This is a genomic window from Nesterenkonia aurantiaca, assembly GCF_004364585.1.
Lineage (GTDB): Bacteria > Actinomycetota > Actinomycetes > Actinomycetales > Micrococcaceae > Nesterenkonia > Nesterenkonia aurantiaca.
Window position 1 is genome coordinate 551,754 of the sequence record NZ_SOAN01000001.1, and the last position, 14,472, is coordinate 566,225.

The 14,472-nt window shown below is 68.5% G+C and carries 13 protein-coding genes; 3 read left to right on the forward strand and 10 right to left on the reverse strand.

Features of this window, described 5'->3' with window-relative positions:
• Nucleotides 1–3 precede the first annotated feature (3 nt).
• The 8 genes from EV640_RS02455 to EV640_RS02490 all read right to left on the reverse strand — a co-directional run bounded on the left by EV640_RS02455 (nucleotide 4) and on the right by EV640_RS02490 (nucleotide 7,242).
• Complete coding sequence (locus EV640_RS02455; RefSeq protein ID WP_051501054.1) at nucleotides 4–648, reverse strand: GntR family transcriptional regulator; 645 nt, start codon at nucleotides 646–648, stop codon at nucleotides 4–6.
• Between the two features lie 41 nt (nucleotides 649–689).
• Nucleotides 690–1,241 carry a hypoxanthine phosphoribosyltransferase gene (gene hpt, locus EV640_RS02460; protein WP_036474755.1) on the reverse strand — a complete coding sequence of 184 codons (552 nt, stop codon included), beginning with the start codon at nucleotides 1,239–1,241 and terminating at the stop codon, nucleotides 690–692.
• A gap of 39 nt (nucleotides 1,242–1,280) precedes the next feature.
• Nucleotides 1,281–2,381, reverse strand: coding sequence for a tRNA lysidine(34) synthetase TilS (gene tilS, locus EV640_RS02465; protein WP_243832196.1), 1,101 nt, complete (start codon nucleotides 2,379–2,381; stop codon nucleotides 1,281–1,283).
• Nucleotides 2,378–3,448, reverse strand: a complete 1,071-nt coding sequence (locus tag EV640_RS02470) for a zinc-dependent metalloprotease (protein WP_133725679.1) — start codon at nucleotides 3,446–3,448, stop codon at nucleotides 2,378–2,380. The genes tilS and EV640_RS02470 overlap by 4 nt, the downstream gene beginning before the upstream one ends.
• A gap of 124 nt (nucleotides 3,449–3,572) precedes the next feature.
• A complete protein-coding gene (locus tag EV640_RS02475; protein ID WP_036475646.1) occupies nucleotides 3,573–4,403 on the reverse strand; it encodes an oxidoreductase in 831 nt (276 codons plus the stop codon).
• 187 nt (nucleotides 4,404–4,590) lie between these two features.
• Nucleotides 4,591–5,070: an inorganic diphosphatase gene (locus EV640_RS02480; protein ID WP_036475813.1), complete on the reverse strand. Its 480-nt coding sequence runs from the start codon at nucleotides 5,068–5,070 to the stop codon at nucleotides 4,591–4,593.
• Nucleotides 5,071–5,219: 149 nt separating this feature from the next.
• Complete coding sequence (locus EV640_RS02485) at nucleotides 5,220–6,383, reverse strand: DNA glycosylase AlkZ-like family protein (protein ID WP_166645846.1); 1,164 nt, start codon at nucleotides 6,381–6,383, stop codon at nucleotides 5,220–5,222.
• 133 nt (nucleotides 6,384–6,516) lie between these two features.
• The gene (locus EV640_RS02490) at nucleotides 6,517–7,242 is read right to left on the reverse strand and encodes a GNAT family N-acetyltransferase (protein ID WP_133725681.1); all 726 of its coding nucleotides are present in this window, start codon (nucleotides 7,240–7,242) and stop codon (nucleotides 6,517–6,519) included.
• Between the two features lie 137 nt (nucleotides 7,243–7,379).
• Here EV640_RS02490 and EV640_RS02495 point away from each other — a divergent pair, with 137 nt between their 5' ends.
• Complete coding sequence (locus EV640_RS02495) at nucleotides 7,380–9,095, forward strand: carbon starvation CstA family protein (protein ID WP_036475649.1); 1,716 nt, start codon at nucleotides 7,380–7,382, stop codon at nucleotides 9,093–9,095.
• 173 nt (nucleotides 9,096–9,268) lie between these two features.
• Here the strand turns inward: EV640_RS02495 and EV640_RS02500 are convergent, their stop codons facing one another.
• Nucleotides 9,269–10,132 carry an HAD family hydrolase gene (locus EV640_RS02500; protein ID WP_036475651.1) on the reverse strand — a complete coding sequence of 288 codons (864 nt, stop codon included), beginning with the start codon at nucleotides 10,130–10,132 and terminating at the stop codon, nucleotides 9,269–9,271.
• Nucleotides 10,133–10,375: 243 nt separating this feature from the next.
• Here EV640_RS02500 and EV640_RS02505 point away from each other — a divergent pair, with 243 nt between their 5' ends.
• Nucleotides 10,376–11,716 (forward strand): aldose epimerase family protein, encoded by a 1,341-nt coding sequence (locus EV640_RS02505; RefSeq protein WP_133725682.1) that lies wholly within the window; start codon nucleotides 10,376–10,378, stop codon nucleotides 11,714–11,716.
• A 6-nt stretch (nucleotides 11,717–11,722) separates the two neighbouring features.
• Here the strand turns inward: EV640_RS02505 and EV640_RS02510 are convergent, their stop codons facing one another.
• Nucleotides 11,723–13,102, reverse strand: coding sequence for an ROK family transcriptional regulator (locus tag EV640_RS02510; protein ID WP_133725683.1), 1,380 nt, complete (start codon nucleotides 13,100–13,102; stop codon nucleotides 11,723–11,725).
• Between the two features lie 115 nt (nucleotides 13,103–13,217).
• Here EV640_RS02510 and xylA point away from each other — a divergent pair, with 115 nt between their 5' ends.
• Entirely contained in the window at nucleotides 13,218–14,399 is a 1,182-nt protein-coding gene (gene xylA, locus EV640_RS02515) for a xylose isomerase (protein WP_133725684.1), read from the forward strand.
• Nucleotides 14,400–14,472: the final 73 nt, after the last annotated feature.

Here is a 14,472-nt window from a genome sequence, read left to right on the forward strand (position 1 = left end):
GGCTCAGAGGTTGTTCAGCGCGGCGTCGCGGCCGTGTTCGATGTGCTGCGCGGTCATGGCGGCTGCGGCGTCGAGGTCCTGGGCCACCAGGGCATCGAGGATCGCGTGGTGCTCACGGCTGGATTGGGCCACTCGGTCCTGATCGGCGTAGAGGCCCAGCGAAGGGTAGGGCATGCCGGCCCAGAGCTGGTCGATGAAGCCCATCAGGAGGGCGTCCCTGCTGAGCCGGTAGAGCCCATAGTGGAACGCCTCGTTGCGCTGCACGACCTCCAGCGGGGTCTGGGCCTGATCGCAGGCGCGCAGGAGTCCGCGCAACACTTCGAGGTCCCCCGGGCTCAGCTGCTGCCCGGCCTCGCGCACCGCGAGCGGCTCGAGCACGGTGCGCAGCCGGTAGACCTGATCGATGCGTTCCGGGGTCAGCTCGGCGATGAAGGTGCTGCCGTGCGGGTCGTGGACCACGAAGCCTTCGGACTGCAGCCGGTTCAGCGCTTCGCGCACCGGAGTCAGGCTCATGCCCAGCGTCTCACTCAGGTGTTTGAGCGTGATCCGCTCACCGGGGGCGAGCTCGCCGACCTGGATGCTGCTGCGCAGGCTGGAGTAGGCGGCAGCGGCCTTGCTCACCGGTCGCACCGGTAGGTTCTCCTGCACAGCCCGGCTCCTCCCCGCCTCTGCCGCTTCGCGCGGTCAGCTCACTGGTAGACGTGTGGAGCGAGGATCCCGACGCAGTCGAGGTTGCGGTACTTCTCGGCGAAGTCCAGGCCGTAGCCGACGACGAACTTGTTCGGGATGTCCATGCCGACGTACTTCACGTCGATGTCGACCTTCACGGCGTCGGGCTTGCGGAAGAGCGTGCAGATCTCCAGCGAGGCCGGGCCGCGGGATTCCAGGTTGGTCTTCAGCCAGGAGAGCGTCAGTCCGGAGTCGATGATGTCTTCGACGATGAGCACGTGGCGGTTCATCAGGTCGGCATCGAGATCTTTGAGGATGCGCACCACCCCGGAGGACTTGGTGCCGGAGCCGTAGGAGGACACCGCCATCCAGTCCATGGTCACGTGTGAGCGCAGCGCGCGGGCCAGATCGGCCATGACCATGACCGCGCCCTTGAGGACACCGACTAACAAGACGTCCTTATCCGCGTAGTCACGGTCGATGACGGCTGCAAGTTCTCTGATCTTCGCGTCGATCTCGTCCTTGGTGTAGAGCACCTCGGTGAGATCTGCTTTGACATCCTGAGCATCCATGGGTGGTGTCCAGCTCCTAATAGATAAGTCTCGCGTTCCTCAGTTCAGGCGTGGAACGATGACAAGTTTCGCATAGTCCGGACTCCCCCGCGTTCCACGGTGGGCGCGAACCCCGCCCTCCAGCTCGATCGGGCCCGCCGATCCGGTCTTGCCCAGCAGCTTCTCCACGGCCATGAGCCGCTCGAAGGAGGGATTGGCCCCACCGGCGGCGACCACGGCGAGCGCGATCACCCGGCGGCGGATCGCTGGCGGCACAGCCAGCAGCGCCGAGAGCTCCATGCGCAGCTGACTCTCCGGTCCCGGGTCGTGGAGCAGCTGCGCGAAGCGGTCCTTGGCCTGCTGATCCAGGTAGTCGGCGTCCTCGGCCGCGATCTGCGCGGTGCGCGCCAAGGACTCGCGGATGGAGCCGCTGAGCTGCGCCTCCAGGTAGGGCAGGATCTCGGTGCGGACCTTCGAGCGCAGGAACCGGGGGTCGGAGTTGGCCGGGTCCTGCCACGGGCGCAGCTGCGCGTGGGCGCAGATCTCCTCGGTCTCCTCCCGGGTCAGGCCCAGCAGCGGACGCCTGAACGGCCCGCGCACCGCCGGAATCCCGGCCAGACTGCGGGTCCCGGAGCCGCGGGCGAGGCCGAGCAGCACCTGTTCGGCCTGGTCGTCGCGGGTGTGGGCCAGCAGGATCCGGGTGGCTCCGGTCTGCGCCAGCGCCTCGGCGAAGGCCCGGTAGCGGGCGGTGCGCGCCGCCGCCTCCGGGCCCTCCCCGGAGGCGGGGTCCACGGAGGCCTGCACCGAGAGCACCGGATCCAGTCCCAGACCGCGCAGCTGGGCGGCCGCCGTGGCGGTGACTGCCTCGCTGCCCGGGTGCAGCTGATGGTCGATCACGACGGCGCCAACTCGGGCCGTTGCACCGGCACCCTCGCCCTCGGGGACGTCCTCGCTCGAGGCCTGGGCGCTGGGGCCGTCCTCGTCGGGGCGCTTGACGGGGTTCTCCCCCGCGAGGCGCCGCTGGTGGAAGGCGGCGGCTGCGGCCAGGGCGAGGGAGTCTGCCCCACCGGAGCAGGCCACCAGGTTCAGCCCCGCAGGGTCGAGGGCGGCTTCCACTGCGCGGCGCGCCCGGTTCACCGAGTCGGGGAAGCGGGGGCTCACGCGAGCCCCATGCGCTCGATCCATTCCTGCGGGTGGTGCAGCTCCTGCTCGGTGGGCAGATGCGCTGGGGACTCCCAGATGATGTTGAACGAGTCCATGCCGATGGTGTCCACGATGTGGCCCACGAACTTCTGCCCGTCGCGGTACTGCGCGGCCTTCACATCGAGCTGGAGCAGCTTGCGGATGAACTTCTCCAGCGGGGTGCGCGTCTTGCCGCGAGCCTCGAAGCGGCGTCGGATCGTCTTCACGGTGGGCACGATCGAGGCGTCGACCCCGTCCATGATGACGTTGGCGTGACCCTCGAGCAGGCTCATCACGGCGGTCAGGTGGGACATGGTCTCGCGGTCCTGCGGAGTCTGGATGACCTCGATGAGTCCGCGGCCCGCGCGGACCTGCTCGATGACCTCCCCGAGCCGGTCCCCCAGCCCAGAGGCCATGCCCATGGTGGAGGAGCTCAGCTCGGTGATCTTGGACTTGAGGTGATCGGCAAGCCAGGGGGCGGCGGCAAACTGCACCCGGTGGGTCTGTTCATGCAGGCACACCCAGAGCCGGAAGTCCTCCGCCACCACGTTGAGCTCGGTGGTGATCTCCGCGATGTTCGGGGCCACCAGGATCAGCCGGTTCTGGGTGAACGGATCGAACTGGCCGAGCACATGGGCGGAGAGGAAGGCCAGCACCGCGCCGAGCTCTGCACCGGCGAAGGAGGAGCCGTAGACCTGCGCACTGGAGCCCTCCTTGCCCAGCTCGGGCTTCTGCTCCAGGGCGATCTTCAGCGCCGGGCCCAGCAGCTCTCTGAAGCTCTCCACATTGGCCTTGGACCAGGTGGCGCGGTCCACCACGAGGGTCTCGGCGGGATCGGCGCCGAGGTTCCGGGCGGCATCGAGCCCGGTGATCCGGTGCACGTGGTCCACGGCCTCTGCGGCCGCGCTGCGCAGCGCGGCCACCTCCTGGCTGACCTCGGCGGCGCTGAACCGGGGTCCTGCCGGGGCCACCCGTGCCGCTGTTGTGGTGGCGAGCTCCCAGTTGATCATCAGGTCACTGGCTCGGGCCGCGGAGATGCTGTTCATCGGTCCATCACACCACAACAACCGCGGCCGCGTGAGCGTCTCGCCGGCCGCGGCCGCGAAGCACCGGGCCCGTGGTGTCGGGCATCACACCGGCAGGCTGACGCTGGAGCGCGCACCTCGAGAGTCAGCCCATCACTCGCCCGGTGATCTGGTCCAGCAGCTTGTCGCTGAGCATCCGGCGGCCGAAGAGTCCGGCCCAGGCCAGGTGGCCCAGCGCGTAGCGGGTGCGAGGACGTGAGGAGCGCGCGGCGCGCTCGATGACCCGAGCGATCAGATCGGGCCCGGAGGCGCGGCGCTGCACGCCGTCGGGGTTGAGGATGCCGCGGGCCAGGCGCTCGACCCGGTGCGCGTAATGCCCTTCTCCCGAGGCGCTGCGCGCCGCGAGGAGCGCATTGGCGCCCCACTCGGTCTTGATCGCGCCGGGCTGGACCACGACCACGCGGATCCCGAAGGGGGCCACCTCTTGGCGCAGCGAGTCGCTGAAACCCTCCAGCGCGAACTTCGTCGCGTGATACCAGCCGCCCATCGGTCCGGCGACCCGCCCAGCGACCGAGGAGACGTTGATGATGGTGCCGGTACCGTGGGAACGCATCAGCGGCAGACTCAGCTGCACCAGTCGGGCCAGGCCGAAGAGGTTGACCTCGAACTGGCGGCGAGCCTCCTCGATCGGGACGTCCTCCACCGCTCCGAAGGCGCCGTAGCCGGCGTTGTTGACCAGCAGGTCGAGGCGTCCGGTGTCCTCGTGGATCTGCTTGAGCGCGGTGTTCAGCGAACCTTCGTCGAGCAGATCCAGAACCAGCGGCACGACGCCGTCGCCGCGCAGCTCCTCGAGGCGTTCAGCTCGGCGCGCGGCGCCGTAGACGTGGTACCCGGCGGCGGCGAGCCTGCGCGCGGTCGCGGCACCGATCCCGGAGGAGGCTCCGGTGACCAGGGCGACGGGCTGTGGGGAGGTCATGCGGTAGGCCTTTGCGTGAAGTGGCGGAGCGGTCTGCGAGCGCGCGGGATGAGGAAGTCGAGCACGGGGCGCTCGGGCGCGGGAAGGACCGCGGACACACATCGAGTGGGCGTTCTGAGGTGGATTCCCGGTCCAGAACGGTGGGAGAGCCCCGCAAAACGCCCACTCGATGAAAAGTGGGGCTGGATCAGCCCTTGAAGCGCTCGATGGAGCGGGTCAGCTCGGCCTCAGCCTCGGTACGGCCGGCCCAGCCCTCGATCTTGACCCACTTGCCGGGCTCGAGGTCCTTGTAGCGGGTGAAGAAGTGCTCGATCTCCTGGCGCGTCCACTGATCCACATCCTCGAGCTCCTGGATGTGGTCGAACCGCTTGTCCTTGGGCACGCAGAGCAGCTTGGCGTCGCCGCCGCCGTCGTCGGTCATGTTCAGCACGCCCACGGGGCGGGACTCCACGACGACGCCGGGGACCAGGTCAACGCCTGGGATCCAGACCATCGCGTCCAGCGGGTCACCGTCCTCACCGAGGGTGTCATCGAAGTACCCATAGTGGGTCGGGTACTGCATGGGGGTGAAGAGCACGCGGTCGAGCCGGAGACGGTGGGTCTCATGGTCGATCTCATACTTCACGCGAGAGCCTTCGGGAATTTCGATGGTGACGTCGTGAGTCAGGGTCACGGGTTCTCCTAGTGTTGAGCGTCAAGAGCACTGTTGCGCGGCCGCGTCGGGGCCCGCGGGGGGCCTCCCGGTGCGCGTCCGCTTCCACGGCCAAGCGTACACATTGCGCCCGGTCACCGATCCTCGTGGCGCACGGTCACCGGTCACCGGTCCTCGATGCCGTCGGGGATCTGCATCTCGGTGCCGAGCTGGGTGCTCAGCGTCCTGGCCGCGGCGCGGACGCGGGCGGTGACGGAGCGGGTGCTGTGTCCGGGTTCGGGGAAGACCCGGTTGATCTGCAGCACCGAGCCCACGCGCTGGAGGTCCACCCGGCCCACCAGTTCGGTCCCGGAGAGCACCGCCATCACATAGTGTCCATAGCGCCGTTTATCCTTGGGCACGTAGGCCTCGAAGGTGTAGTCGAAGTCGAAGATCCGCCGCGCCCGGCCGCGATCGCGCAGCAAGGGATCGAAGGGGCCGATGAGCCGAGACTGGCCCGCCGGGGCGGTGCCAGCCGCAGCGACGGCCTGCTCGGGCAGCTCCGGAAGACAGTAGCCGAGGTCCTTCCACCCGGGGACCTGCAGCGCGGTGAGTCCGGCCAGCTCGATCCCGCGGGCGGCGTCGGCGGTGGAGAGGTGGTAATGGTGGGCGAAGTCGGCCACGGTCATCACCGCCAGGGTGCCTGCGGCGCGGCGCGCAAGGTCCCCGCGCAGCTGTTCCGGCGGCAGCTGGGCGGCCTCCAGGATCGGGGCGGGCAGCGCGCGTTCGGGCAGGTCGAAGAGCCGGATGATGCCGTTGCGCGCGGTGATCACCAGCTCCCCGGTGCGGACCATCAGCTCCGCGGCGTGCTTGATCTCCGACCAGTTCCAACCGGTGGTGCGCGTGGCGCCCATCGCGGCTTCGATCCCGCCGATCTGGACGCCGTTGCGCGCTGCGGCGACCACCTCGCGGATCTGCGCGCGCATCCTCGGATCGAGTCGCTGCGCGTAGGTCTCGCGGACGCGTTCTCGGCGCAGCTGCAGCAGCGGCCAGTCCTCGATCGGGAACAGACAGGCCACCTTGGTGAAGGCCTCGAAGGAGACCGGTGTCCCATGCAGCGGGGCTCCTGCGGGCCACAGCGAGGAGTCGATCTCCTCGGCCCGGGCGCTGCGCGGCAGACGGGTCAGCGTGGTGAGCCGCTGGGCGGTGGAGACCCGGGTGAGCGGGTCCAGCTGGATCAGCCCGATGCCGCGCAGCACCTCGGCCGCATCGGCGTAGGGCCCGGGTCCGGCGGGGGCGGGGATGCGCTGAGCACCGGTGACGACGGCGCGGACCCAGTCGATGCTCACGGGCAGCGCGGACGCTTTCGGTGTCGCCGTCGCCGTCGGGCTCTTCGCTGTCGGTGTCGCCGTCGGGCTCGCCGAGATGCTCGGTGTCCTCCTGACCGCCGGAGTTCTGGCGGGTGCGGGGCTTTTCTCTGACTCAGTCATGGCCGAAGAACGTCCTGAGCTTCTCGGTGCCGGAGACCTGGACCTGGAAGGGCGGGCGGAGCAGGTCATTCTTCGGCAGCCGGAACAGGTGCTCCCACTCAGGCTCGACTCCGTGGGCGTCGGGGACCCGCCGGGTGCCGGAGGTGAAGTAGCCCAGGGATTCGGAGACCCGCCGGGAGCGTTCGTTCCAGGTGTAGGCCCCGGATTCGGCGTATTCGGCGCCGAAGTGATCGAAGGCCCAGAGCAGCATCGCGGCCCGGGCCTCGGTGCCCAGCCCCTGGCCCTGCCGGTCCGCGCGCAGCCAGCTTCCGGAGCTGACCGTGCGCAGGATCGACCAGTCTTCGGCCTGGCAGTCCTGCATCCCGATCAGCTCCCCGGGGGCTGCATCCTCGGGGCTCCCGGAGCCGCCCGGAGGCTTGAGGAAGACGCCCAGAGGCAGGTACCAGCGATCCGGGCCGATCGCGGAGCGGGTGGACCAGAGAAACGGCAGCGAGGCCTTGACCAGCTCCTCCGGGCCCTTCTCGTTCCAGGCGAAGCGGAAGGGGTTCCTGCTGGTCTGCGTGACCCCGGAGGCCGCGGCGGCCGCGTAGGCGGGGAAGTCGGTCTCGCGCACGACCCTCAGCTCAAGCCGTGGGGATGCGATGCGCAGACCGAAGGGCGGCCAGAGCTCCTCCAAGGTTCTCGCGGGGGTCACCGAGGGCTCGCTGGGCTGAGGCATCCCACGATCCTAACCTCGGCGCGTAATCCCGCAGTGTCCCCGCTCACACGATGGCGCGTACTATGTCTGGCATCACATCAATCGCACCGTAACCGGCGCCTGCCCGCACGCAGGCGCCCCTCAATGAGGAGGACACGATGGACGGGGTCAATTCTCTGGTCATCGCCGCTATAGGCGTCGCCATGATGCTCAGCGGCTATTTTCTGTATTCGCGGTTCCTCGCGAAGAAGGTCTACAAGCTCAATGCGGAGTTCAAGACTCCGGCACACCAGTTCAACGACGGCGTGGACTACGTCCCCACCAACCGTTACGTGCTCTGGGGTCACCATTTCACCTCGGTGGCAGGCGCAGCTCCCATCGTGGGTCCCGCCGTCGCCGTCATCTGGGGCTGGCTCCCGGCATTCATCTGGGTCACCGTCGGCACCGTGTTCATCGCCGGCATGCATGACCTGGGCGCGCTCTGGGCCTCGCAGCGCAACCGCGGCCAGTCCATCGGCACACTCTCGGGCCGCTATATCAGCGCCCGCGGCCGCAACCTGTTCCTGGTCGTGGTCTTCCTGCTGCTGCTCATGGTGGTCGCAGCCTTCGCCGTGGTGATCTCGAACCTGCTGGTCTCCCAGCCTGGCGCAGTCATACCCACCTGGGGTGCGCTGATCGTCGCACTGCTGGTGGGCCAGGCGATCTACCGATTCCGCTGGAACCTGTTGGCGGTCACCGCCGTCGGCGTCATCGCGCTCTACAGCCTGATCATCCTGGGCAACGCGTACCCCATCGAGCTGCCGGAGAGCACCTTCGGCCTGGCGCCCAACGGCGTCTGGATCATCGTGCTCTTCGTCTACGCGGGAATCGCCTCGCTGCTGCCGGTGTGGGTGCTGCTGCAGCCGCGTGACTACATCAACGGCGTTCAGCTCTTCATCGGTCTGGGCATCCTCTACGGTGCCACCATGTTCGCCACCCCGACCATCGTGGCACCGGCGATCAACACCAACCTGCCCGAGGGCACTCCCTCGATGGTTCCGCTGCTGTTCGTCACCATCGCCTGCGGCGCGATCTCCGGCTTCCACGGCACCGTGGCCAGCGGCACCACATCCAAGCAGCTGGACCGTGAGACCGATGCCCGCTTCGTGGGCTACTTCGGCGCCGTCGGCGAGGGACTGCTGGCCCTGGGTGCGATCATCGCCACCACCGCCGGCTTCCAGACCCTGACCCAGTGGGAAGAGGTCTACGCCACCTTCAACGACAACCCGGTCGGGAACTTCGTCCAGGGCGGCGGCGCCATCGTCAACGCCGGCCTCGGGATCCCGGTTGGCCTCTCAGCCACCATCCTGGCCACCATGGCCGTGCTCTTCGCGGCGACCACCATGGACACCGGTGTCCGCCTGATGCGCTTCGTGGTCCAGGAGATCGGCGAACTGGCGAAGATCCGCATCGGCGTCATCACCGCGACCATCGTGGTGATCGTCATCGGCGGCGGCCTGACCTTCTCACAGGGCGCCGACGGCTCCGGCGGCATGCTGATCTGGCCGCTGTTCGGCACCACCAACCAGCTGCTGGCCGCGCTGACCATGGGAATCATCGTGGTGATGCTGATCCGCAAGAGGCGCCCATTCCTGCCGGTGCTGATCCCGATGGCATTCGTGCTCGTGATGAGCTCCTGGGCGGCAGTGGTCCAGGTGTTCAGCTTCTTCAACGATGGCGAGTGGCTGTTGTTCTCCATCAACGTGGTCATCATCTTCGCCGCGGTCTGGGTGTTGGCGGAGTCCATCATGTCGATGAAGCGGGCCTGGAGCGGGGAGAAGGAGCCCGAGGACGACGTCGCGCTCACCGCAGAGGAGAAGCTGCCGCTGCGCTGAGCCAGCGACTCAGAGCTCCATCCTCATCGAGTGGGCGATTTGAGTGATTCTCCGGGCCAGAATGCCCGCGGAATCCCCTCGAATCGCCCACTCGATGCGTTTCTGGCGATATGCCGAGACCCCGGCGCACAGGTCCGCTGCGACTCAGCTGTGCAGACGCCTGGTCTCAGGCGTCAGTCCTGCTCCAGCAGACTCCGCAGAACCGGCACCAGTCCGTCCTCCTCCACCGGGGCGGTGAGCTCATCGGCGACGTCGATGACCTCCTGGGGAGCCTGCCCCATGGCCACTCCGCGAGCCGCCCAGCCGAGCATCTCGATGTCATTGCGCCCGTCTCCGACGGCCACGGTGTCCTCAGCCGGCACCGCAAGCCGTTCGCGCAGCGCCTCGAGCGAGGAGCCCTTGGTGACGCCGGCGGCGGCGATGTCCAGCCAAGCCGACCAGCCCACCGAGTAGGTGACTCCATGCAGCCCGATGCTCTGCACCGCGGTGGCGAACTCCTCGGCGGTGGCCTCGGTGGAGTTGACCACCAGCCGGACTGCCTCGGCTTCCTTCATCTCCTGGAAGCTCACGCCGCGGGCATCGAGGCCGAAGGACATGTCTTCGAAGCGCTCGGTGGAGAGGAAGTCCCCGACGGAGGTCTCGATGGCGTAGCGCGCGTTCGGCAGCCGGTCCATCAGCGCGTCGAGCGCGGGGGCGGGATCGAAGACCCTCCGGTCCAGGACCTCGTAGCCATCTTCCAGGGACACGTCGATCCGCACGGTGACTCCACCGTTGCTGCACACCGCGTAGCCCTGCTCGATGCCGAAGGTCTCGACCACCGGCAGCGTGGCCGGCAGGGACCGCCCGGTGGAGACCACGACCGTGTGACCCTCGGCCACCAGGGCGCGACCGGCCTGCTTCACGGCCTCGGACATCCGCCCGTCATGGAAGACGATGGTGCCGTCCACGTCGAGGCACACCATCTTCTTGCCCGGCGTATGGGAGAAGCTGCCGCCCGCACCTGCCGGCGGGATCGAGAACTCTTCAGAAGTTGTCATTGCCGATGTATTCATTGTCATCACACTCGCTCAGAAGGGGTAACCGGTCATTATGCCTCATCGGCCAGTCTCGCACCGTCGCACCCCCTGGTTCGGCACGAATAGGCCGAACTATGGCCTTTTGGGTACTGTTGCCCCACATGTAACTTCACGTTTCACTGCCGCGGCCCGCCCGGCCCTCAGCCGGGTCGGGGCAGTGCCAGGGGAACGCGAAGGATTGCGACCTTCGTAGGAGGCACCACAATGGACGCGACGAACCCGGTATCCATTACCGGCGGCGGATACTCGGCGCAGATCAGCCTCCTCGGCGGTCAGCTGCTGAACCTCACGCATCACGAGGACGAGCTCATCGTGCCCGCTGCCAAGACAGAGGGCGCCTTCGCCGGTGCCGTGCTGGCGCCCTGGCCCAACCGGACCAAGGGTGGGCGCTACACCTTCAACGGGGTGGAGCATCTGCTCCCGGTCAGCGAGGAGGCCACCGGGGCCGCGCTGCACGGACTGCTCATGGACCTTCCGCTGCGCGTGATCTCGCAGAAGGAGTCAGAGGTGCAGCTGGCGGGCTGGCTCGAGAGCTCGGAGGGGTACCCCTTCGGCCTGGACATCGCCCTGACCTACCGGGTCTCCGCGGACCTCGGCCTTGCCGCGACGCTGATGGCGCGCTACCGCCCCGAGGAGCTGACCGAGGATGCCACCCCGGGCCAGGATGAGCTGCCGGCCGAGCCGGAGGACACCGTCGAGCCTTCGGAAGGCCTCGAAGCCGCGGCCCCTGAGACGCCGGAAGACGAGAGCAACGAGGACACCGGCGCAGAGCCGGCCGAGGCAGACCAGGCCGGCACAGACCAGGCCGAGGCAGCCGAGGGTGAGGGCGTGGAGCACGAGTTCGCAGCCTCTGCGAGCGAGGACCCGAGCGCCGAGGGTTCAGAGCCTGCGGGCTCTGAGGCTGCAGCCCCAGATGCTGAAGTGCCCGATGCTGAAGTGCCCGATGCCGAGGTGCCCGAGGACCCAGAGGCTGAGGCGTCTGAGCGCGATTCATCCGGGCCGTCCGAGGGCTCCGAGGCTGAGCCCACCGAGACCGATGCATCCACTGCGTCCGAGTCGACCGAGACCGATCCGTCCCCCACGCCGGTTCCACAGACCGCGCCCTTCGGCGCCGGCTTCCATCCCTACCTGACGGCCGGCGGGGCCTCGCTGCGGGAATGCCGACTGCGGCTCCCCGCGCGGACCATGCTCAAGACCAAGGCCGATGGCACCGTGACCGGTCGCAAGACCGTAGCTCAGGACTTCGACCTCACCAACGGTCCGCTGCTGTCAGGGCGCACCATCGATCACGCCTTCACCGACCTGCCCGAGGAGGGCTGGACCGCGGAACTCATCCACGGCCCCTCGGGGTTCGTGGTGCGCATGATCGCTGATTCTCCCTGGGTCCAGGTCTACACCGGCGAGCGGATCGACCGCGCCGGCGTCGCCGTCGAACCGATGACCTGCCCGCCGAATGCACTCAACAGCGGCGAGGATCTGATCCACCTGGAACCCGGGAAATGGTTCCGCATGGGCTACAGCATCGAAGCGATCCGCGCCGCCTGATCCGGTTCACCCGGGCTGCGGGACCCACTGCAGCGGCGCGTCCACCACGCATCGCATCGCGCGCAGTGCTCCGCCGGTGGCGGCGGGGGCGGCCTGGGCCGAGGCCGTGCGCACCCTGAAGGTGCTCCATTGTGCCGAGAGCACCCGGGAGTTGAGCTCCTTCTCGATCCGGGGACGCAGCATGTCCGCCAGCGGGCCGTAGACCCCGCCGAGCACGATGTCGTGGACGTCGAGCAGGTTCATCGCGCCGGCCAAGGCCACGCCGAGCGCCCATCCGGCGCGGTCGATCGCGTCGCAGGCGATCCGGCCGGCCTCGTCGTCGCGCTGACTGAGCTCCACGAGGTCCTGCGCGGTGGCGGTGCGCTCCATCCCGGCGGCCGCGAGCAGCGAACGCTTCCCGGCGTAGGTCTCCAGACAGCCCAGCGCCCCGCAGCTACACTGCGGGCCCTCGGGCTCCACCGAGATGTGCCCGATCTCCCCGGCCCAGCCGTGCTGGCCGACGTCGACCACTGATTCGATGACCACGGCGGCGCCGATGCCCATCTGCGCGGAGACGTAGAGGAAGGTCTGCTCCTGCTGATCTTTCGCCGCGAGCTCCTGCGCCACCGCGAGCGCGGCCAGCTTGGCCTCGTTCGCGGCGTGGATGAAGCCGCCGAAGGCATCACGGTGCTCCCCCACCAGCAGCGGCACGGCGTCCACGCCGCGCCAGCCGAGGTTCGGGGCCAGCACCAGCGAGTGCTCATCGGCGCCGATCAGCCCGGGCAGCGCCAGGACGGTGCCGACCACGCGCGCCCCGCGGGCGGTGGCCTGCTGGGCCACGCGCAGCGCCATCGCCCCGGCCTGGGGCAGCACCGCCGAAGGATCCGAGCCGCGGAAGTCTCCGTCGATGATCTCCTCGGCCAGGGTCTCCCCGGTCAGGTCCAGCGCACGCGCGGCCATGAAGTCCACGCTGATCTCCACGCCGAGCCCGGCCAGGGTCGCCCGCGCCGGATACAGCGGCACGGCGGGACGGCCACGGGAGCCGCCCCCCACTGCCGGGGAGCCCTCGCGGATGATCCCGGCGGCGAGCAGGTCATCGACCAGCCGGGAGACCGTGGAGCGGGTCATCCCGGTGCGCGTCGCCAGGTCGGCCCGGGAGAGCGGCTCCACGGCGGAGAAGATCTCCTCGGTGAGCAGCAGCAGGTTCGATTCGCGCAGGGTCTCTTGACGCGCGCCGGGACGCGAGGACTGGTCACTCGGGCCGCCCTCCGCGCGCGGGGCGCGGGAGAAGTCGCCGCGGTCGTCTCCGGAGCTGCGGCCCAGACGGGCCAGCGAGCCGCGCGAGGTCACGCCGAAGGCGGTGCTGGGCCTGGGTCCTGCGGTCCTGCGGGTAGTGTCTTGGGTCACGGACTTGATCTTAGCCCCAATAGGATTTAGGTTACATCTAGAAACAAAATGAGTGCCGGGTCACAGCCTTCCCGGTGCACCCCGGAACCACACCTTTTCCTTGCAGGAGGCCCCCATGGCATCGACGCCAGCATCTGACTACAAGCTCTCCTTCGGTCTCTGGACCGTCGGATGGACCGCGCAGGACCAGTTCGGGTCGGCCTCCCGTCCCGAGTTCGAGCCCTGGGAGTACCTGCCGAAGCTGAAGGAGGCCGGCGCGTCCGGCGTCACCTTCCATGACGACGACGTCGCCCCCTTCGGCACCGATGACTCGGCGCGGGAGAAGTACTTCACCCGTTTCAAGGAGGTCGCCGATGAGGTCGGCCTGAAGGTCGAGATGGTCACCACCAACACCTTCTCCCACCCGGTCTTCAAGGACGGCGGGCTCACCTCGAACGATCGCTCGGTGCGCCGCTTCGGGCTGCGCAAGCTGCTGCGCAACGTCGACCGCGCCGCCGAGTTCGGCGCCGAGACCTTCGTGATGTGGGGCGGGCGTGAAGGTGCGGAGTATGACGGCTCGAAGGACCTCTTCGCCGCCCACGAGCGCTACGCCGAAGGCGTGGACACCATCGCCAGCTACATCAAGGACAAGGGCTATGACCTGCGCATCGCCCTGGAGCCCAAGCCCAACGAGCCGCGCGGCGACATCTTCCTGCCCACCATCGGTCACGCGCTGGGCTTCATCGCCCAGCTCGAGCACGGCGACATCGTCGGGCTGAACCCGGAGACCGGCCACGAGCAGATGGCCGGGCTGAACTTCACCCACGGCATCGCCCAGGCGCTGTGGGCCGGCAAGCTCTTCCACATCGACCTCAACGGTCAGCGCTCGATCAAGTACGACCAGGACCTGGTCTTCGGCCACGGCGAGCTGGCCTCGGCGTTCTTCACCATCGACCTGCTGGTCAACGGCTTCCCCGGCGGCGGCCCCAGCTACGACGGCTGGATGCACTTCGACTACAAGCCCTCCCGCACCGACTACGTGCAGGGCATCTGGGACTCAGCGAAGGCCAACGTCGAGATGGTCACCATGCTCGCGGACAAGTCCAAGGCCTTCCGCGCGGACCCCGAGGTCCAGGCCGCCCTGAAGGCCTCCGGGGTCTACGAGCTCGGCGAGACCACCCTGGCCGCCGGCGAATCGCTCACCGACTTCCTGGCTGACACCTCCACCTACGAGAACTTCGACGTGGACAAGGCGGCCGAGCGCAACTACGGCTTCGTGAACCTCAACCAGCTGGCCATGAAGCACCTGATCGGCTGACCCTCAGCAGTTCTGCCGAGGCTCGGCTGTTCCGCCGAGCCCCATCGCGTGGCCGGTCGCACCAGGACACTGG